The sequence below is a fragment of the Collinsella sp. Sow4_E3 genome (assembly GCF_052116285.1).
In the GTDB taxonomy this organism is placed as follows: domain Bacteria; phylum Actinomycetota; class Coriobacteriia; order Coriobacteriales; family Coriobacteriaceae; genus Collinsella.
Genome location: NZ_JBQKLJ010000007.1, coordinates 73,478 through 95,764 on the forward strand (window position 1 = coordinate 73,478; position 22,287 = coordinate 95,764).

The window sequence follows — 22,287 nt, forward strand, 5'->3', positions numbered from 1 at the left end:
TTCTGCGCTAGTCGGTGAGTCCGTAGAACTCTTGAGAGGGGACGCGGTCGGTAAGGATCTCGAGCGCCCTATCCAAAGTAACACCGTTGTAGAGCGTTTGCTCCACGGCAAAGGTGAGCGGAATGTCTACGCCCAGCGAACGGGCGAGCTCGCTCACGCTGCGGGCGGCGACGGCGCCCTCGACCACCATATGCGTGCGCGCCTGGTACTCGTCAAGCGATACGCCGTGGGCAAACTCGTAGCCGAAGGTGCGGTTGCGCGAATGCTCGGAGGTGCAGGTGGCGATGAGGTCACCCATGCCGGCAAGACCCATACAGGTCATGGCCTGGCCGCCGCGGGCGTGCACCAGTCGGCTGATTTCTGCCAGGCCGCGCGTCATGATAAGTGCGAGCGTGTTGTCGCCTGCGCCGGTACCGGCGGAGATGCCGCACACGATGGCGATGACGTTTTTCATGGCGCCGCAAACCTCGACACCGGTCATGTCCTGCGACAGATAGATGCGGAAGGCCGTGGATAGGAGCAGGTCCTTAAAGGTCTCCCCTACCTGCGAGTCTTTGCTGGCGATGACGGCGGCGGAAAGTCCGCCGCGGCATATCTCCTCGGCATGGTTGGGGCCCGAGAGCGCCGCCACACGCATCTCATTGCCGATCTCGCTGGCGATGACCTCGCTCATGAGCATGCCGGACTCGGGCTCGATGCCCTTGGTAAGGCACAGAACCGGGGTGTCGGTATCGATAAACGGCGCGGCCCGATGGCACACGTCGCGCAGGTGCATGGAGGGCACGGCAAAGATGATCGCATCGGCACCGTCGAGCGCCCGCGACAGGTCCGTGGAGGCGACGACGTTGCCGGGCAGCTCGTAATCCACCAGATACCGGGGGTTGCGGTGCTCGCCGTTAATGCCGGCGGCCGTCTGCTCGCTGTGGGCCCACATGGTCACGCGCTCGGCTCGCGCGGCGGCAAGGCCGGCGACGGCGGTTCCCCAGGAGCCGGAGCCAATCAGCGCAACATTCATGACTCTCTCCTACTTATCGTCGGGCTCGGTGACGCGCTTGGTAAACGAGAGCTTGGATTCCTTACCCGTCATGAGCTTTTTGATGTTCGCGCGATGGGCCCACACCACGGTGATGCCGATCATCGCCATGCAAAACTTGAGGCCCAGGCTGCTGTACGGAAAGACCGCGCAGGCGGCGATGGGAAGACCGATGGCCGCGGCAAGCGAGCCCACCGACACATACTTGGTGATGGCGACGGCCACGATAAACATGCCCAGCAGCGAAAGTCCGATGGGCCAGTACCAGGCGAGTATGACGCCCAGCCCCACGGCAATGCCCTTGCCGCCACGGAAGTTGAGGTAGGGCGAGAAGATGTGTCCCCACACGGCAGCCAGGCAAATGACACCGAGCATCCAGTCGCCGGCGGCACCGGGAGCCATGATGCTCACCGGGAAGCCATAGCCCACGCTCGCGATGAGCGGACGCGCGATAAGGACGCAGATGGCGCCCTTCAAGCAGTCGAGCAGCAGCGTGAGCGCGGCGACCTTGGGGCCGGCTACGCGCAGGGCGTTGGTGGTGCCGATGTTGCCGGAGCCCGCCTTGCGAATATCCGTGTGGTTGAACACACGGCCCAGGATCAGGCCAAACGGAATCGCTCCGATAAAGAACGAGACCACGGCGCAGATGGCGGTCAGCAGAATCGGATTATGCATCCTTTTGCTCCTTCTTCCTAAAGAAGAGTCGAATGGGCGTTCCGGAAAAATCGAAGGTAGAGCGCATACGGTTCTCCACATAGCGCTGGTAGGTGTCGTTGACTAGGTCGCTGTGGTTGACGAAGAACGTAAACGTCGGCGGGTTGACGCCCGTCTGGGTCACGTAGTGCATGCGCAGGCGACGCTTGCCGTCCACTACGGTGTGGCCAAACTCGCGCAGGTCGGTGAGGAAGGTGTTGAGGCGCGAGGTGGTGATCTTTTGCGAGCGCGTCTTCTCGGCGGCGTCGACCATTGCCCAGATCTTCTCGACGCTACGGCCGGTCAGGGCCGAGATGCGCAGGTACTGGGCCCAGGGAGCCATGACGCCCAGACGGCGGTCGACGGTCTCCATGCAGGCCTCGCGCTTGCGGTCGTCGTCGAGCAGATCCCACTTGTTGAGCAGAACGACGATGGCGCAGCCGCGTTCGATGGCCAAGCCCATGACCTTCTGGTCCTGCTCGGTAACGCCCACGGAGGCGTCGACGACGAGCAGTGCCACGTCAGCACGGTCGATGGCGCGCAGGCCGCGGACCATGGAGTAGTACTCGATGTTCTCGTACACGGTGCTCTTCTTGCGAATACCCGCGGTGTCGACCATGCGGTAGTGCTTGCCGTTGCGCTCCACGACGGTGTCGATGGCGTCGCGCGTGGTGCCGGCTATGTTGGACACGATAGAGCGGTCGGCGCCCAGGATACGGTTGAACAGCGACGACTTACCGGCATTGGGGCGGCCGATGATGGCGACGTTCAGCGCGTCGGGGAACTCGTCGGCGACCTCGTCCTCCTCCTCGGGCAACAGGGCAACGATGTCGTCGAGCAGGTCGCCCGTGCCGTGGCCGTGCAGGGCCGAGAGCGGCGTTGGCTCGCCGATGCCGAGCGAATAAAACTCCCAGATGCTGTCGTTTTCGCGATCGGGGTTGTCGAGCTTGTTCACCAGCAGAAAGACCGGCTTGTCACAGCGCTTGAGCATGCGGGCGACCGACTCGTCCTCCTCGGTGACGCCGGTGCGGCCGTCGACCACAAACAGGATGACGGCGGCTTCCTCGGCGGCGGCGAGGGCCTGGTCGCGGATGGACGTGGCAAAGACGTCATCGCTCTTGAGCGGCTCGATGCCACCCGTGTCGACGATGGTGAACTCGCGGCCGTTCCAATCGGCCGTGTGGTAGGAGCGGTCGCGCGTTACGCCGCGGGACTCATGGACGATGGCGTCCGAGGTCTGGGCCAGGCGGTTAACGAGCGTGGACTTGCCCACGTTGGGGCGTCCGACGACGGCGACGATAGGTTTCATCTGCACTCCTTTAATGGGTAGGGTCAGCGGAATTAGAAGAGCCTGCGGGCACAATGCCAAGGATATGCTCCAGGGTATCGAGCAGCTCATGCGGCATGGTCGATACCACATGAACCTCGGCGCCGCGAGCTTCAAGGCTTGCGAGTAAATCGTCACGATGATACTCGTCAAGCGTCATGCCGTCAGCGTTGAACATGAGCTTAGGCACAAAGAGCATAACCCCCGAGAGGTCCTGCGGCAGCTGCTCCAGAATGTCGCAGGCGACGATGAGGCCGGTCACGTCCACGTTGCCGCCAAAGTAATGGTTCTTGATGGCCGTGACGGTGCCGTCAAGGCCGTGTGGCGACTCCACAAAGCGCGCCACGGTGTCGCGCGCGCTGGCGCCGGAGAGGCACAGGAGGCGCTGGTTGCGCCCGGCGATTGCCTCGCGGACGCGGGCCAGACGCTCGGCGTCGGCGGCAAGCACATCGTCAGTCTCGTCCAGATACGAGCGAATCATACCGATGCCGTCGTAATACTGCGGGTAGCCGTCGTAAAAATCGGCCTGGGGTGGCTCGATGCCGGCGTCCAGATAGAACTCGTCGCTCATCTGGAAGGTGTGGCGGCCAAAGCGCTTGTAGGCACGATCCTGGAAGGGACGGATCATGGCAATGGTCTCGCGCGCGAGCTCGGGCTTGTCGCTGTATGACCAGGTAAAGCGCCTCTGGTGCTTGGTAAAGCCCAGTGGCACAATGCCCAGGCTCGTGATCTGCTCGTGTTCCTCGCAAAAGCGTAGGGTCTTTTGCAGCTCCTCGCCGTCGTTCATGCCGGGGCACAAAACGATCTGCGCGTGAATCTCGATGCCGGCGGCCATGATGGTCTCGAGCACGTCCATGCCGCGCTGGGCGTTGCGGCCCATCATACGGCGGCGGACATCGGGGCTCACGGCGTGGACCGACACGTTCATGGGGCTCATGTTGCGGTCGATAACGTTTTGTACGTCCTCGTCGGAAAGGTTCGTGAGCGTGACAAAGTTGCCCTGTAAAAAGCTCAAGCGGTAATCATCGTCGCGGATGTAGAGCGTGGAGCGGCCGCCCTTGGGCAGCATGGTCATAAAGCAGAACACGCAGGCGTTCACACAGGTACGCATGCCGTCGAAGATGGGGCCGTCGAACTCAAGGCCCCAGTCCTCGCCGGGAAAGCGATCGAGCTCGACGGGGGTGACGGTGCCGTCGCGCGGGTCGAGAACCTCAAGTTCGACGGTGTCCTCGTCGGCCTCCCAGAGCCACACGATCATGTCGGTCAGCTGCTCGCCGTTGACCGTGAGCACGCGCATGCCCGGCTCGATACCCACATCCCATGCGGGCGATTCGGGACGCACGTTCTTTACGAGCGCGCCCTCACCCGGCTCGGGGTCGCGGCTGCGCCCGTAATCGGCCACCTCGGCGGCGTATGCGGGTACGGTCTGGTCCATGATTAGCGACAAAGCTCCTTGATGCGCGCAACGGCGCGTTCGATGTGTTCTTGCGGAGTTGAGGCTCCGGCGGTGATGCCGATGTGGCGCGCGTTGGCAAACCATGCGGCCTCAAGCTCGGAAGCTTCCTCGATGTGATGGGTGTGCTCGCAGACATTGGCACAAATCTGTGCCAGGCGGCGCGTATTTCCCGAATTTTTGCCGCCCACGACGACCATGCAATCACAGCGGTTGGCGAGGGTTGCCGCCGCCTGCTGGCGCTCGCTCGTGGCAGCGCAGATCGTGTTAATCACGCGTAGTTCCTGCACGCGCGGGGTGATGGAGGCCACTACCTCGGCCAGGTTCTGCGCGGTTTGGGTGGTCTGCACAACCAGGCCCACCTTGCCCTTGAGCGGCAGCGCGTCCGCATCGGCGGCGCAACTCACGACCTGCGCGTCATCGCCGGCGTGGCCCAGGATGCCCTCAACCTCGGGGTGGCCCGGCTCGCCCACGACGATTACACGGTAGCCCTCGCGCACCAGGCGCTCGGCGGCCACGTGGACCTTCTTGACGTAGGGGCAGGTGGCATCGACCACGGTAAGGCCGCGCTCGCGAGCAGCCTCGATGACCTGCGGCACCACGCCGTGCGCGCGGATAATCACGGTGCCCGATGCGGCGTCGTCCAAGGTGTCTGCCAGACCGACGCCTGCTTCGGCGAGCTCGCGCACCACGATGGGGTTATGGATGAGCGGACCCAGGGTGTGGACCTGAGCGCTCTCCCCTGCCTGCGGCGCGGCGGCCAGAGCCATATCGAGTGCACGCTGCACGCCGTAGCAGGTGCCGGCATGCGCTGCGATTTCGATGGTGGGGGCGTCTGCCTTGCCGGGCGCAGCCTCGACAGTGTTCATGACGTTCTCGCCCATGGCTAGAACCTGCCGGGGTGCTCGGCGCACAGGTCGTCGCGCATGGCGTAGACGCGGCTCATGGCCTCGGACTCAAACCATGCCAGGCGCTCCTTGCGCTTGAGCTCGGCCGGTGCATCGGATAGCGAGATGGCCTTGCCGGCACGAATCCAGCACTTTTTGGGGCGCATAAGCTTTTTGCCCGCAGGCGTGATATCGGACCAGCCGCAGATGGCGAGCGGGTTGACGGGTGCCTTGCCCATCTGGGCAATGAGCGCAAAGCCGCCGTGGACCTCGGGCTTGATCTCGCGCGAGCGGATGCGCGTGCCCTCGGGGAAGATCAGGACGTCCTCGCCGCGCTGCAGCGCATGCTGGGCGGCACGCAGGCACTTCATGTCGGCGGTGCCGCGCTCGACGGGAATGCCGCCCACGCGGCTAAAGGCCCAGCGCACGATTTTGCTCTTGGCAAACTCGGACTTAAAGATGGGGCGAACGCGGCGGCCGCCAAAGAACAGTGCCGTCTCTACAGCCAGGAGCTCGGCCATCGAGGTGTGGTTGCAGATGACCACGCTGCCGCGGCCTTCCTGGCGCTCAAACAGCAGGTCGCTGTCCTCTACCTTCCAGCGCCACATGAGCTTGGAGAAGACCCACAGGATGCCCATGACCACAAAGACGGTGCCGCGGATGAGCACGGGGAACTCGGCGTAGGGTGCGTTGTAGTAATCCTCGGGCGTCTGCTTAAACAGGCGCATGAGCTACCTCCTTTGGTTGATGAGGTCCTCGATTATCGAGACGACCTCGTCGATGGTGTGTGCGGTGGAGTCGACATGCACGGCGTCCTCGGCGGGCACGAGCGGCGCGACCTCGCGGCTGCTGTCGAGCTTGTCGCGCTGCTTGAGGGCGTCGAGGGTCTCGTCGACCTCGGCCTCGAGCTGCTCTTCGGTGGGCGGCTGGGCGTCGTTTTGGTGGCGCTGCAGCACGCGGCGACGGGCGCGCTCGCGCGGATCGGCGGTCAGGAACACCTTGACCTGCGCGTTGGGGAACACGACGGTGCCGATGTCGCGGCCCTCGGCCACGATATCGCGGTCCTCGGCGGCGCGGCGCTGATGGATGAGCATGGCGGCGCGTACGCCCGGGTAGGCCGAGACCTTGGAGACGTTGGCGTCCACCTGCGGGGTGCGAATGGCAGCCGAGGCGTCCGCGCCGTCGATGGTCAGGCGCGTGTCTTCGCCGGTGCCGTTGGTAAAGCGAATCTCGATTTGTTCGGCGAGGGCGTCGATGGCAGCCTCGTCGTCCAGATCGATGCCGCGGTCGAGCGCGGCGAAGGTGACGGCGCGATACATGGCGCCCGTGTCGAGCTTGTTAAAGCCCAGCTGGCGGGCGATCTCCTTGGCGATGGTGGACTTGCCGGAACCGGCGGGGCCGTCGATGGCGACGATCATGCAATGCTTCCTTTCGGTGGTTGACGTGCTGGTATGGGACGCGGGCGCTGCTTGCTGGCGGACTGGCTAGCCCGTGTAGCGCTCGCGGTAGGTGTTGCGCTTGGGCGCGGAGCCGTGGCTGCCGTGGTGGCGCGTGCGGGTCGCGGGGTTGGCCGCCGGCGCGGCGGCGCGCTTGGCGCCGGCCTGCTTGGGCGGGATGCCGCCGGCCTTGAGGATCTGCACCTCGCGGTCGGTGAGCTCGCGCCACGAGCCCTTGGCCACGTCCTTGAGCTCCAGGCCGGCAAAGTTGCAGCGGTGCAGGCGGATCACCGGGTGGTGGATCTTGCTCAGCATGCGCTTGACCTGGTTCTTGCGCCCCTCGCGGATGATGACCTCCACGGCGGTTGTGCCGGGCTTCACACCCTGCGGAGCCACCGCCTCGGCCTCGCGCGCGGTAATGACGCGGCAGATCGCCGGCTGGCACAGGCCGTCGTCGAGCTCGATGCCGCGGCGCAGCGGTTCCAAGTCGCGATCGGTCAGGTGGCCGTCCACCAGCGCCTGGTAGGTCTTGTAGACGTGCTTGCTGGGGTGCAGCAGGTCCTGCGACAGGTCGCCGTCGGTGGTAAAGAGCAAAAGGCCCGTGGTGTCGCGGTCCAGGCGGCCCACCGGGAAGAGCCCCGGAAAGCGGTCGCGCGGGACAAGGTCGGCCACACAAGGGCGCTCCTGCGGATCGCTCATGGTGGTGAGATAGCCGGTCGGCTTGTAGAGCATCAGGTACACGGCACCCTGGTTGAGCTTGACGGGCATACCGTCAACCTCGATATGGTCGCGGTCCACATCGACCTTGGTGCCCAGTTCGGTCGCGACCTGGCCGTTGACAGTCACGCGGCCGGCGGTCATTAGGTCCTCCGAGCCGCGGCGGCTCGCCACGCCCGCGCGCGCCAAAAAGCGCTGCAGGCGCATGGTGTGCGGGTAGACGGGCTGGGCGTCGGTCGCGGGTGCGCCCGTGGCACCGGCGGCGCGCGTCTCCCCTGCTTCGCTAGTCCTCGTCATGCGTATCCTCCGCAGCGTCGTTGGTGGCAAGTGTTTCCTCGCCGCCGGCTGCCTCGACATCCTCAACATCGGTATCCAGCAGCTCGCGCTCTTCGTCCAGGTCCTCGACCTGCTCCTCGAGCGTAGACTGAATGCTGCGGCCGCTCAGGCGCTCGCGGATAAACTGGCGCGACTGCTCGTCGGGGGCAAACTGCTCCAGATCGGGCAGGTCGCGGGTGGAGCGCAGACCAAACTTCTCCAAAAAGGCGTTGGTCGTGCCGTAAATGATGGCCTGACCGCGCTGGGGGTCGCGACCGAGCTCGCGCACCAGACCCTTGTCAACGAGCGACGCGATGACGCCGTCGGAGTTGACGCCGCGGATGCCCTTGACCACCTCGCGCGTGACGGGCTGGTGGTAGGCGATGACGGCCAGGGTCTCGAGCGCCGCCTGCGACAGCTTTTGCGTGTCCCAACTCAGCACATAAGCTTCGACCACATCGTGGTAGGCGGGATGCGTAAACAGGCGCCAGCCGCCGGCGACCTCGCGCAGCTGAAAGCCGCGATTGGCCTCCTCGTACTCAACTTTGAGCTCGGCCAAAAGCGACGCACACTCGCCCGGGGCGATATCCAGCGCATCTGCCAGCGCGGGCGCGCTCACCGGATCGCTCGAAACCAGCAGGAGCGCCTCGAGGGCGCCTTTGAGGCTGTTTGCCTCTAGCGTGGAAAGGGTTGACATGGTTGCCGCTCCTATTCGGTGAGCTCGGGGCCCTCGCCGGGCACGTAGGCCTCGGCGCCCTCGACGCGGTTGATACGGATGGTTCCAAAGATCTCGTCCTGGCTCAGGGTGAGTGAGCCGCGCTTCGCGAGCTCCAGCATGGCCAGGAAGGTGACGACGAGCTGCTCGGTGGTGGCGTCGCCGTCTAACAGCTCGCGGAAGGTGCAAGTTTGGTGCGCCATGGTAAAGCGGTCGACCGAGGCCACCGTCAGGTCGAGCGGTACGCGATGCGGCGCCACGTGCTCGGCCTCCAGCAGGAAGGTCTGGCGCTTGCCGTCAAGGTCGGCGCAGATGACGGCGAGGCCGCGCAGCGTGATACCGGCCAGGTAGTCGGGCATAAGGCCCAAAAACTCGGGGTCGGGACCGGCCACACGCGGATGCATGCGGCTTTCGGCCTGCATGCGCGCGCCAAGGGCCGCCGCCGCGCCCTTAAACTGCTTGTAGGCGATCAGGCGCTGGATCAGGACCTCGCGCAGGGCGTCGCCGTCGAGCGCGCTGAGCTCTTCGAGGTCTTCGTCAATCTCGTCATCGTCGTCGGCTTTGTGCGGAGCCTCCTGCGGCACCAGCGAGGCGGCCTTGATGTCCAAAAGGGTTGCCGCGACCAGCAAAAAGTCGCTCGCCACGTCCAGGTCCAGCGCCTCAATACGCTCGACCTCGGCCAGGTACTGCTCGGCCACCTCGCTGATCGAGATGGCGCCGATATCAACTTTTTGGCGGGTTACCAGCTGCAGCAGCAGGTCGAACGGTCCGCTGTAGACCTGCGTCGACACGCGATACGACATCTTCGACCTCCTTTGACGGCGCCTTCGCGGCGCGGTTTGGGTGCATGTTGCGACCGTTTTGCACGGTCGACCTGTAAGTTTACCCTAGATGCCGGCGATTGCGAAGTTGAGCAGCTGCCCAGCGAGCGGATACACGGTAACGTCGAAATACCGGCCGATCACATCGATGCCGGTCCACATGGGCAGCAGATACAGCACAATGATGAGTATGGGCATGGCGTATTGCTGCAGTTGGTAGTAGTTGGCGAGTGCCTTGCCTTTGAGGAACGGCACGATGATCGACGAGCCGTCAAGCGGCGGGATCGGGATGAGGTTAAAAAACGCGAGCGACAGGTTGACCACGATAAAGGTGGCGCCAAAGTTCATGATTTGGGACGCTACGGCAAAGGACATGCCGGCGTAAAGGTTGCCGTATGCTGCGTGCATGAGGGAGGCCGCAAGGCACGCCAGTGCGATGTTCGATACGGGGCCTGCCGCGCTCACCAAGACCTCGTCGCGCTTGGGGTGCTTGAGGTTGTTGAGGTAGACCGGCACGGGCTTAGCGAAGGCGAACACCGGGCCACCGGCCGCGAGCATGAGCAGCGGTAGGATGATGGTGCCAAACGGGTCGATATGGTTGAGCGGGTTGAGCGAGACGCGGCCGCGCGAATGGGCCGTCTTGTCGCCAAGCGCCCAGGCTGCGGCGGCGTGTGCGCTCTCGTGGATCACGATGCCCACGATGACGGCGACGGCGCTGGCGAGCAGGTTCATGAAGTAGCTGCTGGACATGGCGCTCCCCTAGCGGACGCGGCGCGAGGCGCGCGTGAGCAGGTAGTCGGCCACAAACAGGATGACGGCCACGATGGCGTAATCCAGGCGGAACACGCCGCCAAAGGGCGATGTGATGACGCCGTATCCGGCGATGGCGCTCGGCAGCGCGCGAGAAAGCTCGACGACAAAGCCCACAATCTGCAGCTTGGCGGTCAGGCCGCTAAAGCACAACAGCACGGTCATCGCGCTCATAAAGATGCCGCAGATGCGACAAGCGATGGCGATGATGCTCATCGCCACGGCAGCGGCCTTACGAGAGTTCACGCGCGGTCTCCTCTTCGATCTGGGTGGAAAGCTCCAGCCATTCGTCCTCGAGCTTGGGCAGCTCTTGCTTAAGCCCGTTATATTCCCCCAGGGCGGCGTTGAACTTATCCTGATCGGCATAAAGCTCTTCGCTCGCCATCAATTCCATAAGCTCGTCATAGCGGGCGCGCTTTTTGTCGAGCTCTGCCTCGATCTTCTTGAGCTGGTTGCGCACGCCCTTGAGCTTTTTGTTGAGCGCAGCGCGGGCCTGGGCCTCGGCGCGCTTTTGCTCCTTGGTCTTTTTGCCCTCGGCCGGCTTAGGCGCTGCGGCGGGGGTATCGGCCTGGGTGGCGCTGGCTTTGGTGGGCTTGGCCGCGGAAGGTGTGCTCTCCCCTGCCGCCTCGGCAGCGGCGCGGGCCGCGAGATCCTCGCGCTTGTAGAGGTAGTAGTCGTAGTCGCCGTCATAGACCGTGACCTTGCCATCGCGGATGTCGATGACGCGGTTGGCCACGGCTCGCACCAGGTGCTCGTCGTGACTGATCAGCACGATGGTGCCGGGGAAGTTTTGTAGGGCGTTCTCGAGCATGTCCACCGAGTCGATGTCCAGGTGGTTAGTGGGCTCGTCCAGGCACAGAAGTGCCTCGGGGGCCACGAGCATCTTAGCCAGGGCCAGACGCGCCTTTTCGCCGCCGGAAAGAACGCGGACCTGCTTTTCGATAGAATCGTTGTCGCTAAACAGGAAGGCGCCCAGCAGGCTGCGCTGCTGCGGCACGGTCCACTTGGGCGTGACGGTGTCGATTTCTTGCAGGACGGTGTTGGACTCGGTCATGCCTTCGAGCGCGTGCTGGGCGTAATAGGCCACGCCCACGTTGGTACCCAGGTCGCGCGTGCCGGTAGTGGGCGGCTCCAGGCCGGCGATGATCTTCATGAGGGTGGACTTGCCGGCGCCGTTAGGGCCGACGAGCGCCACGTGCTCGCCGCGATAGAGCTTGAGGTCGATATCGCTATAGATGTGCTTGTTGCCGTAGGACTTGGACACGCCCTCTAGGCCCACGACCATGTCGCCGGAGCGCGGCGGGTCGGGGAACTTAAAGTCGATGTGCTTGTGGCCTTCGGGCAGGATGACGAGCTCCTTTTTGATTTGCTCGATCTTGCGGATGCGCTCCTGCGCCTGGGCGGCTTTGGTGGGCTTGTAGCGGAACTTGTCGACGAAAACCTGCATGTGGGCGATGTCGCGCTCCTGGGCGGCACGCTTGGCGCGCATCTGCTCCAGATTGTCCTCGCGCTGCTTGAGGTAGCTGCTGTAGTTGCCGGTGTAGGTGGTCACGCGGCGGTTCTCGAGCGCGGCGACGTGGTCGACGCAGGCGTCCATAAAGGCGCGGTCGTGGCTGACGATGAGCACGGCGCCGTCGTAGTTGGCGATAAAGCCGCGCAACCACTGGACGCTTTCGAGGTCCAGGTGGTTGGTGGGCTCGTCCAGAAGCAGCAGGTCGGGATGGCGCAAGAAGAGCTTGGCCAGCGCGATGCGCATCTGCCAGCCGCCCGAGAACTCGGAACACGGGCGCTCAAAGTCGGTGACCTTAAAGCCCAGACCGGACAGGATCTTGCGGGCATTGCTTTCGAGCTCGTAGCCGCCCAGATGCTCAAAGCGGTCCTGGACCTGGCCGTACTCGTTAAGGAGCGCGTCGACGTCCTTGCCCTGCTCAGAGAGCTCGGTGATCTGGGCCTGCAGCTCGTTGGCGCGCTCACCCATGCGGCGGATTTCCTTGGCGGCGGCCATGACCTCGGCGAGGATGGTCGTATCCTTGTGCTCCAGGTTGGTTTCCTGCTCGAGGTAGCCCACCTGACAGTCCTTGGAGTACTGGACCTGGCCGGCGTCGGGGCTGTCGATACCCATGATGATTTTGAGCATGGTGGTTTTGCCGGCGCCGTTGGGTCCCACGAGCGCAAAGCGTTCGCCGGGGTTGATCTGAAAGGACGCGCCGCTAAAGAGGACGCGCGCGCCGAAGCTTTTTTCGATCTTGTCGACCAGGAGGATCATGGTGCCGCCTTTGACCTTGTGTGCCTATATGAAAAAAGGCCCCAACTTGCGTTGGAGCCTCATTCAATGCTCGGGTGGAGACGAGGGGGATCGAACCCCTGACCTCTTGACTGCCAGTCAAGCGCTCTCCCAGCTGAGCTACGCCCCCGTGCGAAGAAGTACTATACGGGAACTCCCCCGCCGATGCAAGGACAATCTCGGAAAAATCTTTCGGCGGCGGGGCCGGGGATGCGGGACGGGCTCGGGAGCGAGGGGCCCGCGGTGCCCGATCCGGCCCGCGGGGACGCGCCCCGCGGGCGGCGGCGTAGCCGCCGCCCTCCCTCCCGGCGCCCTTGGGACATCTCGAGTCCCGCCGGCCGCCGTTCTTTCGCTTCCGCGGCGCGGGCCGCCATCCGCCCAACGGCCATCCTGCCGGCACCAGGCCCATTATCGGGACCGATCGCGCCCCCGCCCACCCGGCGATCTCAAAACCATGCCGGTTTACGGGGCCAGGCCGGGAACCCTCGGGCATGCCGTAATCGGTAAAATCAAAACCGCAGGTAGACGACTTGCGAATTTCGTAAAATGCAGGGTATGGACGGCCGGTCCGGGTCCAGCCCCGTAATCCGGCATGGTTTTGAAATGGCATCAGTTCGTCGATGGTTAACTCTATTTGCAGTCTTGGGATAATGGCTTGAACAATTCCCATCCAGTGATATTTCTTGTGATGCATCTTGATTGTCAGGGAATACCGGGTGTTAAAAACATGGCTTGATCGTGCGTTGTGCGACATGCTTGTGCATGGTAGTATTTCAAATCGTGATTTAACCCAATGGGAAATGAATTTCCATTGTTGAAATTATTATCACAGTACATAAGGGCTCTTGGCGCAACGGTTAGCGCAGGGGACTCATAATCCCTGGGTTCTGGGTTCGAATCCCGGAGGGCCCACCAGAGTATTTCGAGGCCGGGCAACACGCCTGGCCTCTTTACATTGCGTTGACGCCTTATTTTGGCCTGCAATGGCGTAGGGCGTTTATTTCATTCATATTTGCAATTTAGGATGGATTTACTTCAACAGCCACTAAGTAAAGATAAACTGCAGGACGATTGATATGAAAAAAGGCCCCAACTTGCGTTGGAGCCTCATTCAATGCTCGGGTGGAGACGAGGGGGATCGAACCCCTGACCTCTTGACTGCCAGTCAAGCGCTCTCCCAGCTGAGCTACGCCCCCGTGCGAAGAAGTACTATACGGGAACTCCCCCGCCGATGCAAGGACAATCTCGGAAAAATCTTTCGGCGGCGGGGCCGGGGATGCGGGACGGGCTCGGGAGCGAGGGGCCCGCGGTGCCCGATCCGGCCCGCGGGGACGCGCCCCGCGGGCGGCGGCGTAGCCGCCGCCCTCCCTCCCGGCGCCCTTGGGACATCTCGAGTCCCGCCGGCCGCCGTTCTTTCGCTTCCGCGGCGCGGGCCGCCATCCGCCCAACGGCCATCCTGCCGGCACCAGGCCCATTATCGGGACCGATCGCGCCCCCGCCCACCCGGCGATCTCAAAACCATGCCGGTTTACGGGGCCAGGCCGGGAACCCTCGGGCATGCCGTAATCGGTAAAATCAAAACCGCAGGTAGACGACTTGCGAATTTCGTGAAATGCAGGGTATGGACGGCCGGTCCGGGTCCAGCCCCGTAATCCGGCATGGTTTTGAAATGGCACCAGTTCACTGGCAGGCAAACAAGGTTGTTCTAGTATCTCGTTGCCGGCTAATTCCCGATTTCCAACCAGTTGCACAAAACATTTGCTCGCAGTCGCGTCTCGGCGCGCTTCATCGCCTCGGATTTGGCTTTATATCGAATCCCCAAACGACTGCAGACGCTTTTGACTATGGTGTCTAGCTGCTTTTTGTCGTTAAGCATATCGTGGGTTACCAGGAACACGTCGAAACCCATGCTCTGGAGCGCAGTCATACGTTCCGCATCGTGGTCAAGTACCGCGCCTGATCCATGGATGACTTCACCTTGAATCTCGATAATTACTGCCTTCATTAGCATTGGGTTTACAATCACGATGTCGCCGTAGCAGACTTTTTGACCTGCGATGCTTTGGGCTGCCTCGGATAGAGGGGTTAAATCGTTGAGGTATACGTATCTGAAACCTGAACCACCTAGACGTCGAGAACGACTTAGGAGCAGGACTCCCGCGACCTCGAGTGGAGATGCAGCAATGCCGATAACCTGTTGAGCGGCATCATAAAACTGCTTTCCCCACATTTGACTTTTGACCTTATCGGCGAATCGATGCAGGTCGCTCAGTTCGATAAGCGGCTTTCTCATCCAAAGAGAAGTACCTTTGAGTTTCGTAACCTCTCTTCCATCCTCACGCTTGTTCGATTGGCCTTCATTATCTGGGACCTTAACGGTTGCGTGGGCATAAACTCGTTTCCAAGGAACCTCGTCTTCGCCCTCTCCAAGTTCGAACAGATCCTGCGTGCAGGAATTGCGATTCTCCTCTTCTGCAATTTTTAGCTGCATTTCGGCAGCGGGAGTTGGCTCGAAAACAGAAAACCAGCCGCATAGTTCGTACATAGCCAGCACGAGATCTATTTGAGACACAAAGCGTGTCATAGTAAATAACGTGTTAAGCGGATTGGTGACACTAAAGCCTAAATGAGTGTCGATTGTTGTGCCTGCATCCGATGCCCCTTCCCAGCGAATAGTGGAGCGCAATCCCGAGTGGTGATTACAACAACCTGGCGAAGCTACAGCGATAATCGGGGTCTTGAGGACGTCGGTTACGAAAGGGGCTTGGGATAGAGCTCGCCAGCCGTCTTCAGAGTTGGGCAGGCGCGGGTAGAGATCGCGCACCTGCGGCGGGCAGCGCCAGTAGCGAAATGCGGTGTTTGAGCAGACGATTTCGTCCATTTGCGCCTCCCCTGGTTTCGGCCGCGGGCCGTGTGGATCACGGGCATGGCCGATTATCTACTGGGCCATCATGCGGGTAAGTACCGGAAGCAAACCAATAGCTTGACGAGTTCTGCCGAAAAACCCTCGTGTGATAGAAATCCGCTGGAAGGAGCCCTGGGCGTGTGGTCCCTGTCTCCACATTTGCGCGCGGATCACATGGGGAATTCAATGAATGTACGCATGCGTTTTATACAAAACATGCGATAGCATCAGCAAAAAGGGCGCGAAAATAATGACGCCTTAGACGACTACGATTTATTTTTGGTGTCAGTTTTGGTGTCACCCTTGGTGTCAAAAAGAAAAAGGCCAGAGGCTTAACACCTCTGACCTGTGCTTTTGATGGTGGGCGATACAAGATTCGAACTTGTGACCCCATCCGTGTGAAGGATATGCTCTACCCCTGAGCCAATCGCCCGTCGCCTTTCGGCAAAAGAGATACTAACATAGCCGCGCGCGGTTTACCAAGAACTTTTTGCCCTCGTTTTTAAATTCGTGGGCTCCAGCCAAACCAAAGCAACCAAGGTAACCGGCAAACCCACAGCTAAACCACCATTTATCGTTTAATCCACGAAGTCTCGGGGCGGCAAATGCGCCGCGCGTTGTTGTAAGCCTTGTAAGCCATGTCGAGCGTGAGACAGGTGCGCGCGGCGTAAAAGCCGTCCTCGCGCTGGATGGTCAGCGCCAGCTCGGGCTTGTCGCCGGTCAGGCACAACGGCAGCAGCAGCTGAATTCGGCCACAATAGAACTGTGGCACGGCGAGCGTGTAGCTAGCTGCGGCGCGGTCTGGTCCGCGTCGCGCTCGGTCAGGAACACAGCGCGGCTAAACGAAAACGACAGGTAGTTTTGAGGCTGCGGTTGCTGAGCCCCAGTCCTCGGGGTCGACAAGGTCGGCCAGGCGGTCGTAGCAGCGCTCGGGACAAAACGCAAAGTCGTAGGCATTGCTGCACAGGGTGCTAGGGAGTTCCATGCGACGTCCAATCCATTCAGTAACCAGCGTGCGGAAGGTTTGATTCTATACAGGCGAAGCGCAGTCGAGACACACAACGCAATTGCGCCTAAGCTCTTCCGCGAGATCGGCGCGAGAGCGGTTTCCGGATACAAGGTCTTGGATCCGGACGGTGACCATGCAATCTAAATAGATTTTTCTTGAGGCAATCAATCATCGCTGTCCAGGCGTCTAGATGCCAGGTCGAAAAACTTGCCCTTGTCCCATGCACCTATTGCGATGATTTGAACTACTTCGACGTGCCCATCGCGGATGCGATAAATTACGCGAATGCCATCAGTGCGAAACTTAAGTTCCCTACAACCTGCAAGAAGACCCGAAAGTGGCTTACCAATTTCATCGGCTCGAAGTGCAAGACGCGCAATACCTTTGTTCACCATAGCGCGGAGCGAGCCATCGAGTGACAGATACTCTTTCTCGGAAGTCTTGTCGTAAAACTCAACTTTAAACCTAGCCACGCTCACTCGAACAGCTCCTCGTCGGAAATGGGATCGGTCGCCTCGGCTTCTAGCATGGTCTCGAACCTCTCACGTCCCACGGTATAGGAGAACGGGATGCCCTTGCGATTCGAATCAGCGTCGCCCTGCGCGAGCCTTGCAGCGGCTATGGCGTGCAGGCGCTCCTCTCTGAGCTGTTCGAGTTCAACCGCCATCGCTTCGAACTCGTCGAAGCTGACGATAACAGTATCGATGCCATCGTTCCTGTCTGAGACAAATTGCGGCTCCCTTCGAGCGCGACGTCTCGCTTCGCCAAAATTTTTGCTTGCCTGCGTCGAAGTCAGCACCTGTTCGCGTCCGAAAACGAGTTTCTTGTCTATTACGGCAACCATAGCAACCTCCTTCAAAATGTGTTTCTAATACGTATTATAGACCCATTTAAATACGTACTGAAAGGAAAGATAAACAACAATTATCTTAGTATTTAGATTACGGATGAACAGGGTTTCGAATCGTACTCTATGGCGATCGGTTGCCAGACAAGGTCTTCGATGCTGCAGTGTAAGGTTTTTGCGAGCGCCAATGCCGAGGATATTGTGCTCGGCGGCCTCATCCTGTTCGATGCTTTTGCTGAAGGGCGGGCACATGTGCTCTGGTGGGTTGGTGACGATATCAACTTTTCGCCCAAGTTCCTTCTCGAGCTCATGGGAGAGTTCGTAAAGCGTGCCGAACGTCATGGTGTTGCCGCAGACTAGGCGCAAGCCAATATCGCTATCGGGCGTTTGCTCGCCTCGGGCGAAAGTGAGGGTATTGGCGTAAGCCAATACTCTCATTTAGGAGCAATTGAACGTACCTTAGGTCAAGTCTCCCACGACTTGAGACACCTTTTTAAGTTCTCCGGCATAGACGTCGGAATAATCTGCAAGTCCGTTAAAGTTGAGCTCATCAGAAAAAGCGCCGTGGTAAGGGTGGGCCACCATGCCATCAACGTGCTGGAATGCGACCTGCGCTATACCCTTAGACTTATCGAGCGTAATAGTGTTACCGCTTACGTTTGTAACGCGGTAGAACAGCCGTGTTCCATGCCCGGGAAAATATAGCGGCGCATCCAAAGAAAGCCCCTGGCGAATGCGCGAATTGCGCAGAAGCACGCTCGCGGTCAAATCGTTTGGCAACGCAACACATTCAACGCATGAGACGAATGCCGAATCTCCGGGGCCAAGCTCTACCTCGGATTGCTTGCTTTCGTTGATGTAGAATCCCTCGGTGCGCAAGTCATACGTAACCTGTCCGATGTTCGAAGCATCGGCATTGAGAAGCACCTTGCTGTCGATTAGCTCCTAAATCTTAGTATCGCTCAAGTACATACGAACCACTTCCTTAGGCCTCCGAGTATAGCACCAAGGCATAGCAACAGTGACTGCCCCCAAAGGGGGCATAGGAGAAGTGGACTTAGTTGGATACGGGATATCGGCCTGGACTATATCTAGCCACGGATATGTTGCTAGAGATCGGTTTGGGCTTGACGGTTCGATTTTCTCTTCGCCTCTGGAAATCGAGCGCTTTAGCAGCGAATCGCGGCGCATAGGAGCGCTATACCGAGAAAGATTAGCGTTAGGGATGCGGAGGTCCAGCAGTTATCACCGGCCTTGGGGAGCGAGGAGGTCGCGGCGGTGGCCTTGCGCTTGGAGGCCTTGACGGCCGTGGTATTGGCCACTGTGGTCGTGGTCACCGTCTTAGTCGCGGACGCGGGCTTTTGTGTGGGATTCGTCGAGGGATCCGCAGCTGGCTTGCCGTTAGCGGGGTCGGTGCCAGGGGCGGACGGGCCATCGCCCGGCGCATCGGGACCGGCGGTCTCCCCCGCCGGCGCCGTGGTATTCACGGGCTCGATCGTCACATGCGCTGCCACGTACCCGTCGGCATCCACGACACCGCCTGCGCCAAAGGCCCCGCCCGCAGGCGCCACAAAGCGCGCGGATGCAAGCGACCCGCCCAGGCAGGCGACGCCGCCTTCGGCGCCCGAAGCATCCAGCCAGGACGCATCGACGGCAAGCTGCCCAGCCGCGCCGCCCAGCAGACACACACCATAGGCGCTTACGCCCGCCCCGGAGCCCGCGCCCGCGGCGACAACGCGCCCACCGCGGCGAACGGCAAGACCGTCCGCGATCACGCCGGCCACCCGCGCATCCACGATTCCGGCGCCGTCGGCCCGCGCGTCAACCTTGCAGCCGTCCACCGCGAGCGTCCCCGACACGTAGATTCCGCACTGCGAGCCCGTGGCCGTCAGCGACCCGGCGCCGCAGAGCGTCAGATTGCCCCACACCTCCATGCCGCAACGCGAGATGTCCACGTCGGGCGCACTCGTCTCGACAACAGTGTTCTGCCCGGTCAGCGTCACCACCAGGTTGCCTTCGGCGCCGATGGCCTCGCCCGCGTAGCCGTTAAGCTCCAGATGGTCGGCATCGGTCCAGGCCCACCCGGGGCCCGAAACGCCCGGCTCGTAGTACGTGGCGCCCGCAATGAACAGGCTCTCCGCGCCCGCGGCATAAGAAGGCCCGCCCAGCAAAACGCATAGGCAGGCCATGACAGTAAACAGGATGTAGTGACGGCTAGTGTGGAACGCGGCAGCAAACATAACCGCTCCGATCTTCGCAAGAGCCAATGGAAGCCGCGCCAGAAAACCACCTGGTAGCAGCAGTTATTAGTGTAGCGAGATCGGGCTACAAGCGGGGAAAGAGCCTGTGATGAATTCCCAAAAATAGGTGTAAATCGTTTTGCCAATCGGTGAAAGGAGGCTTCCGCATTTGCATCGTGATGCACATCGGCTCCCCAATGTTCAAGTCCTTCAGTTGTTCCGTAAGACCTTAATCGTATTCCGGACCATGTTTCACGACTACATTAAAATAGGATCCGAAAGCTCAAGCGATTGGACAACATGACGGAATTCGAAACCGCACTTCAGTATTTAGTTACAGATAACGACATTCTCATATGTCTACTCCTGACGATAGCTTCCTTTAGAGCGTTGTGGCAGCTCCAGATTTGGCTGCACAAGAAACTGAAATCGCAGAATGGTGCGTATGCATATCGCTGTATCACTAGCTTCGTAATGCTAGCTACGCTTGTAACATTTGCATCTGCATATTATTTGAAACGATATACGGGACTGCTCACCCCTGCTTCATTACTTCTTCTCAAAGCCAGTGTTGCGCTGCTCATCGTCGGTATCATTGGTTCCGGCTTAATCAGTGTGCTTCTTCGTTTTTGTATCGATCAGACAAATGTCTTTGAACCTAAGATCCCCATCTATAAGATACGCTCCCTGCTCTCCAGGTTGCCTCGTACATTTATGACCAGGAAACAGTCAATCTATCTTTCACGCTGCCAAGCAAAGGTGCTTGTGGCAATGGGTGCTCTGAATAAGGCAAAAGCTGCAGCGGACACGCTTAGCAATGATTCCTATCAAATGTATCTACTGAGTGCCATTCACTTTTACCAAGGCAATCTGTCTAAGTCCATTGCTACCCACAATGACGGAGAGGTCCGTTATCGGAATAGCAAAGATGCGTTCGCGCTCGCAGAACAATATATCAATAAAGGTGTTTGTCACGTATTCGAGGGTAATTTACGAATTGCTGACTCAGAATTTGCCTATGCCCTCAATTACATGAAACAGCACAGGCATCGTTGTAGGCCTCTTGTCGAAGTTCTATTTGAAAATTATGTCATAAACAAGGCTCGTTTAAAGCGCATGGATGAAGCTAACGAACTTGTAGAAACAAGAACTGCATTGTGGAAGCCGCGAACGACTTCCGAATTAGTGGGATTAGCAAATCTAAAGCTGGCTCTTTTGAGGGAATCAAACTGTAAACCCGATGACATAACGTCCTTCATTAAGTCCGAGCTGGGGCCTAAAGGCTATATCTCAAAAATACGTAATAAAAGAAAGCAGCTTGTTGCTGCCATTAGCCTATTGGGAATTTCTTGGACGGCCCAGTGTGACCCCCAGGCTTGCTTGGATTATATAAATGAAAGGCAATCGTATATCGAAAGCCTAAATGGCAGACAAAAGTATTCTGTTCTAATGGGTCTTCATGAGCTATTCCGACGGATGAAGCCGGAGAAACGGGTTCTCTACAAAGATCTTGATACTCGTTCCGATGAGTATTTTGAAAAAGAAGCAGAACCCTATATTAGAAAAGAGCTGGCAAGACTGCCCCTTGATTGCATATATATGCGCTCTGCTTTAATGCGTGAGCTTATTAAGATTCTTCAGCAGAGAGTCGCTATCACAGGGATTGGAATAGAAGAGCCTGAGGCTTTGTTAAGAGAAACGATAAGTTTGTACAGGGAAAACAGTCTGAACATTGAAACTGTGCAGACTGAATTTATGCTAATTGACAGTTTAATTAGGCCATTGGGCAGAAATGGCAGAAGCACATATGAGCCATTAGCTGAAGCACTCGATCTAATGCATGATATTGAGGAGCGCCTAAGCGGTCTTATGGAGCATCCTTATTGTGCAAGCATCTTAATCAAATTGAGTTACTACCATGCCTTGCTGGGCAACGAGGATGAAAGTGTCTCCTACTTTAAACAGTACCAAGGAATAAATTCTTCGGTGAAACAGTATGAACCCGAATTGGTTGAACAAAGAGCCGTTGCAGCGGTCTGCGCCAGGGCGTTTTGGCTTAAAGACTCCATTTTAAGAATCAAGCATGGGCAAGCAGTAAAAGGACTGGAACATGCCTATCAATTTTGCCAATCGTTTCCTAGCGAACACGAAGGGTTTCTAGACGCTGCGCTCGTTGGCTGTTATGCGCTCAGGAGCGAGCGGTGCATGATCAAAACTGTCAGCGTCTACTATCCGAACGTCGAAGAGCCCCTGTTTGTTCATTCTTGGCTTTCGCTTGAGTTCCTCGACTTGGATATCGATTTAACATATTGTCAGTTTACTGAAGAGGCGGAAAGCAACAGATCTGTTTTTCATTACGAGCATCATCCAATGGAAAGCAAGCGGTCAAAAGTGATCCAACAAAAGATGTCTGTCCATGACGCCCGCCTAGAGATAGACGAAAGCGAATTTGGAGTAGAGCAATTATCGAGAATCAATTTAGCAAATGAGCTATATGTTGCACTGTCGGCGCTGTCGAACGAAGGACCCATTTCAATGGAACAGCTCATTCAATATTTATCTGAAGTCCCTCATTTGAGCCAGTAAATATTGAGTTTAAATTAGAGCCATAGCCATATTTTTCAAGGTCAGCATTAACAACGTTAATAAATAGAGCGGGGCATATCGGCGTTAGCCGATATGCCCGGTAGTGTTGAGAAAGTTGGTGTAGTGCCCGATCCGAAGCGAGTCGGCCCGGCGTCCCAGAATCTGGAATACGGTTGATATCCTATGCCGCCTCGACCCTGTCCGCAAGC

At 59.4% G+C, this 22,287-nt stretch carries 21 protein-coding genes, 4 tRNA genes and 1 pseudogene; 2 read left to right on the top strand and 24 right to left on the bottom strand.

Going from position 1 to position 22,287, the window contains the following annotated elements; genetic code table 11:
• Positions 1–7: 7 nt before the first annotated feature.
• The 14 genes from ACTQ48_RS06035 to ACTQ48_RS06100 form a co-directional block, all read right to left on the bottom strand.
• The gene (locus tag ACTQ48_RS06035; RefSeq protein WP_441570372.1) at positions 8–1,015 is read right to left on the bottom strand and encodes an NAD(P)H-dependent glycerol-3-phosphate dehydrogenase; all 1,008 of its coding nucleotides are present in this window, start codon (positions 1,013–1,015) and stop codon (positions 8–10) included.
• A gap of 9 nt (positions 1,016–1,024) precedes the next feature.
• The gene (gene plsY, locus ACTQ48_RS06040; protein WP_427748049.1) at positions 1,025–1,708 is read right to left on the bottom strand and encodes a glycerol-3-phosphate 1-O-acyltransferase PlsY; all 684 of its coding nucleotides are present in this window, start codon (positions 1,706–1,708) and stop codon (positions 1,025–1,027) included.
• Positions 1,701–3,035, bottom strand: a complete 1,335-nt coding sequence (der, locus tag ACTQ48_RS06045) for a ribosome biogenesis GTPase Der (protein WP_427748050.1) — start codon at positions 3,033–3,035, stop codon at positions 1,701–1,703. Before der ends, plsY begins: the two co-directional genes overlap by 8 nt.
• A 10-nt stretch (positions 3,036–3,045) precedes the next feature.
• Positions 3,046–4,488, bottom strand: coding sequence for a DUF512 domain-containing protein (locus tag ACTQ48_RS06050; RefSeq protein ID WP_441570373.1), 1,443 nt, complete (start codon positions 4,486–4,488; stop codon positions 3,046–3,048).
• Positions 4,489–4,490: 2 nt separating this feature from the next.
• Entirely contained in the window at positions 4,491–5,390 is a 900-nt protein-coding gene (locus tag ACTQ48_RS06055; protein ID WP_441570374.1) for a 4-hydroxy-3-methylbut-2-enyl diphosphate reductase, read from the bottom strand.
• A 2-nt stretch (positions 5,391–5,392) separates the two neighbouring features.
• Positions 5,393–6,121 carry a lysophospholipid acyltransferase family protein gene (locus ACTQ48_RS06060; protein WP_427748053.1) on the bottom strand — a complete coding sequence of 243 codons (729 nt, stop codon included), beginning with the start codon at positions 6,119–6,121 and terminating at the stop codon, positions 5,393–5,395.
• Between the two features lie 3 nt (positions 6,122–6,124).
• Positions 6,125–6,811, bottom strand: a complete 687-nt coding sequence (gene cmk / locus ACTQ48_RS06065) for a (d)CMP kinase (protein ID WP_154516475.1) — start codon at positions 6,809–6,811, stop codon at positions 6,125–6,127.
• A 66-nt stretch (positions 6,812–6,877) separates the two neighbouring features.
• Entirely contained in the window at positions 6,878–7,843 is a 966-nt protein-coding gene (locus ACTQ48_RS06070) for a pseudouridine synthase (protein ID WP_441570375.1), read from the bottom strand.
• Positions 7,830–8,558: an SMC-Scp complex subunit ScpB gene (gene scpB / locus ACTQ48_RS06075; RefSeq protein WP_441570376.1), complete on the bottom strand. Its 729-nt coding sequence runs from the start codon at positions 8,556–8,558 to the stop codon at positions 7,830–7,832. The genes ACTQ48_RS06070 and scpB overlap by 14 nt, the downstream gene beginning before the upstream one ends.
• An 11-nt stretch (positions 8,559–8,569) precedes the next feature.
• Positions 8,570–9,379, bottom strand: coding sequence for a segregation and condensation protein A (locus tag ACTQ48_RS06080; RefSeq protein WP_441537368.1), 810 nt, complete (start codon positions 9,377–9,379; stop codon positions 8,570–8,572).
• A gap of 84 nt (positions 9,380–9,463) precedes the next feature.
• Complete coding sequence (locus ACTQ48_RS06085; RefSeq protein ID WP_441570377.1) at positions 9,464–10,147, bottom strand: site-2 protease family protein; 684 nt, start codon at positions 10,145–10,147, stop codon at positions 9,464–9,466.
• A gap of 9 nt (positions 10,148–10,156) precedes the next feature.
• Positions 10,157–10,453, bottom strand: a complete 297-nt coding sequence (locus tag ACTQ48_RS06090; RefSeq protein ID WP_164473297.1) for a hypothetical protein — start codon at positions 10,451–10,453, stop codon at positions 10,157–10,159.
• Positions 10,440–12,473 (bottom strand): ABC-F family ATP-binding cassette domain-containing protein, encoded by a 2,034-nt coding sequence (locus tag ACTQ48_RS06095; protein ID WP_441570378.1) that lies wholly within the window; start codon positions 12,471–12,473, stop codon positions 10,440–10,442. The genes ACTQ48_RS06090 and ACTQ48_RS06095 overlap by 14 nt, the downstream gene beginning before the upstream one ends.
• A gap of 75 nt (positions 12,474–12,548) precedes the next feature.
• A tRNA-Ala gene (locus ACTQ48_RS06100) sits at positions 12,549–12,621 on the bottom strand.
• Positions 12,622–13,330: 709 nt separating this feature from the next.
• Here ACTQ48_RS06100 and ACTQ48_RS06105 point away from each other — a divergent pair.
• Positions 13,331–13,406, top strand: a tRNA-Ile gene (locus tag ACTQ48_RS06105).
• A gap of 208 nt (positions 13,407–13,614) precedes the next feature.
• On the opposite strand, the gene ACTQ48_RS06110 is transcribed toward ACTQ48_RS06105, so the two are convergent.
• From ACTQ48_RS06110 to ACTQ48_RS06155, 10 genes and pseudogenes are all read right to left on the bottom strand, one after another.
• Positions 13,615–13,687, bottom strand: a tRNA-Ala gene (locus ACTQ48_RS06110).
• Positions 13,688–14,214: 527 nt separating this feature from the next.
• On the bottom strand, positions 14,215–15,372 hold the full coding sequence (locus tag ACTQ48_RS06115; RefSeq protein WP_441570379.1) for a hypothetical protein: 1,158 nt from the start codon (positions 15,370–15,372) through the stop codon (positions 14,215–14,217).
• 382 nt (positions 15,373–15,754) lie between these two features.
• Positions 15,755–15,829 (bottom strand) — tRNA-Val (locus ACTQ48_RS06120).
• 138 nt (positions 15,830–15,967) lie between these two features.
• Positions 15,968–16,189 (bottom strand): annotated as a pseudogene (locus ACTQ48_RS06125) (DUF3825 domain-containing protein); the annotation flags it as partial.
• Between the two features lie 45 nt (positions 16,190–16,234).
• The gene (locus ACTQ48_RS06130) at positions 16,235–16,381 is read right to left on the bottom strand and encodes a hypothetical protein (RefSeq protein ID WP_441570380.1); all 147 of its coding nucleotides are present in this window, start codon (positions 16,379–16,381) and stop codon (positions 16,235–16,237) included.
• Between the two features lie 188 nt (positions 16,382–16,569).
• On the bottom strand, positions 16,570–16,878 hold the full coding sequence (locus tag ACTQ48_RS06135) for a type II toxin-antitoxin system RelE family toxin (protein WP_441570381.1): 309 nt from the start codon (positions 16,876–16,878) through the stop codon (positions 16,570–16,572).
• Positions 16,879–16,880: 2 nt separating this feature from the next.
• Positions 16,881–17,249 (bottom strand): hypothetical protein, encoded by a 369-nt coding sequence (locus ACTQ48_RS06140; protein ID WP_427747405.1) that lies wholly within the window; start codon positions 17,247–17,249, stop codon positions 16,881–16,883.
• 24 nt (positions 17,250–17,273) lie between these two features.
• Positions 17,274–17,690: a nucleotidyltransferase family protein gene (locus ACTQ48_RS06145; RefSeq protein ID WP_441570382.1), complete on the bottom strand. Its 417-nt coding sequence runs from the start codon at positions 17,688–17,690 to the stop codon at positions 17,274–17,276.
• A gap of 21 nt (positions 17,691–17,711) precedes the next feature.
• On the bottom strand, positions 17,712–18,179 hold the full coding sequence (locus ACTQ48_RS06150) for a dCTP deaminase domain-containing protein (RefSeq protein ID WP_441570383.1): 468 nt from the start codon (positions 18,177–18,179) through the stop codon (positions 17,712–17,714).
• A 242-nt stretch (positions 18,180–18,421) separates the two neighbouring features.
• Entirely contained in the window at positions 18,422–19,492 is a 1,071-nt protein-coding gene (locus ACTQ48_RS06155; protein WP_441570384.1) for a hypothetical protein, read from the bottom strand.
• 300 nt (positions 19,493–19,792) lie between these two features.
• Between ACTQ48_RS06155 and ACTQ48_RS06160 the strand changes: the two genes are divergently transcribed.
• Positions 19,793–22,078, top strand: a complete 2,286-nt coding sequence (locus tag ACTQ48_RS06160) for a hypothetical protein (RefSeq protein ID WP_441570385.1) — start codon at positions 19,793–19,795, stop codon at positions 22,076–22,078.
• Positions 22,079–22,287 lie beyond the last annotated feature (209 nt).

Coding starts and splice junctions, on each gene's coding strand:
- ACTQ48_RS06050 (WP_441570373.1), bottom strand. CDS start 4,488: ATGGACCAGACCGTACCCGCATACGCCGCCGAGGTGGCCGATTACGGG.
- ACTQ48_RS06130 (WP_441570380.1), bottom strand. CDS start 16,381: ATGGAACTCCCTAGCACCCTGTGCAGCAATGCCTACGACTTTGCGTTT.
- ACTQ48_RS06070 (WP_441570375.1), bottom strand. CDS start 7,843: ATGACGAGGACTAGCGAAGCAGGGGAGACGCGCGCCGCCGGTGCCACG.
- ACTQ48_RS06060 (WP_427748053.1), bottom strand. CDS start 6,121: ATGCGCCTGTTTAAGCAGACGCCCGAGGATTACTACAACGCACCCTAC.
- ACTQ48_RS06160 (WP_441570385.1), top strand. CDS start 19,793: ATGACGGAATTCGAAACCGCACTTCAGTATTTAGTTACAGATAACGAC.
- plsY (WP_427748049.1), bottom strand. CDS start 1,708: ATGCATAATCCGATTCTGCTGACCGCCATCTGCGCCGTGGTCTCGTTC.
- scpB (WP_441570376.1), bottom strand. CDS start 8,558: ATGTCAACCCTTTCCACGCTAGAGGCAAACAGCCTCAAAGGCGCCCTC.
- ACTQ48_RS06155 (WP_441570384.1), bottom strand. CDS start 19,492: ATGTTTGCTGCCGCGTTCCACACTAGCCGTCACTACATCCTGTTTACT.
- ACTQ48_RS06140 (WP_427747405.1), bottom strand. CDS start 17,249: ATGGTTGCCGTAATAGACAAGAAACTCGTTTTCGGACGCGAACAGGTG.
- cmk (WP_154516475.1), bottom strand. CDS start 6,811: ATGATCGTCGCCATCGACGGCCCCGCCGGTTCCGGCAAGTCCACCATC.
- ACTQ48_RS06095 (WP_441570378.1), bottom strand. CDS start 12,473: ATGATCCTCCTGGTCGACAAGATCGAAAAAAGCTTCGGCGCGCGCGTC.
- ACTQ48_RS06035 (WP_441570372.1), bottom strand. CDS start 1,015: ATGAATGTTGCGCTGATTGGCTCCGGCTCCTGGGGAACCGCCGTCGCC.
- ACTQ48_RS06115 (WP_441570379.1), bottom strand. CDS start 15,372: ATGGACGAAATCGTCTGCTCAAACACCGCATTTCGCTACTGGCGCTGC.
- ACTQ48_RS06145 (WP_441570382.1), bottom strand. CDS start 17,690: ATGAGAGTATTGGCTTACGCCAATACCCTCACTTTCGCCCGAGGCGAG.
- ACTQ48_RS06055 (WP_441570374.1), bottom strand. CDS start 5,390: ATGGGCGAGAACGTCATGAACACTGTCGAGGCTGCGCCCGGCAAGGCA.
- der (WP_427748050.1), bottom strand. CDS start 3,035: ATGAAACCTATCGTCGCCGTCGTCGGACGCCCCAACGTGGGCAAGTCC.
- ACTQ48_RS06080 (WP_441537368.1), bottom strand. CDS start 9,379: ATGTCGTATCGCGTGTCGACGCAGGTCTACAGCGGACCGTTCGACCTG.
- ACTQ48_RS06085 (WP_441570377.1), bottom strand. CDS start 10,147: ATGTCCAGCAGCTACTTCATGAACCTGCTCGCCAGCGCCGTCGCCGTC.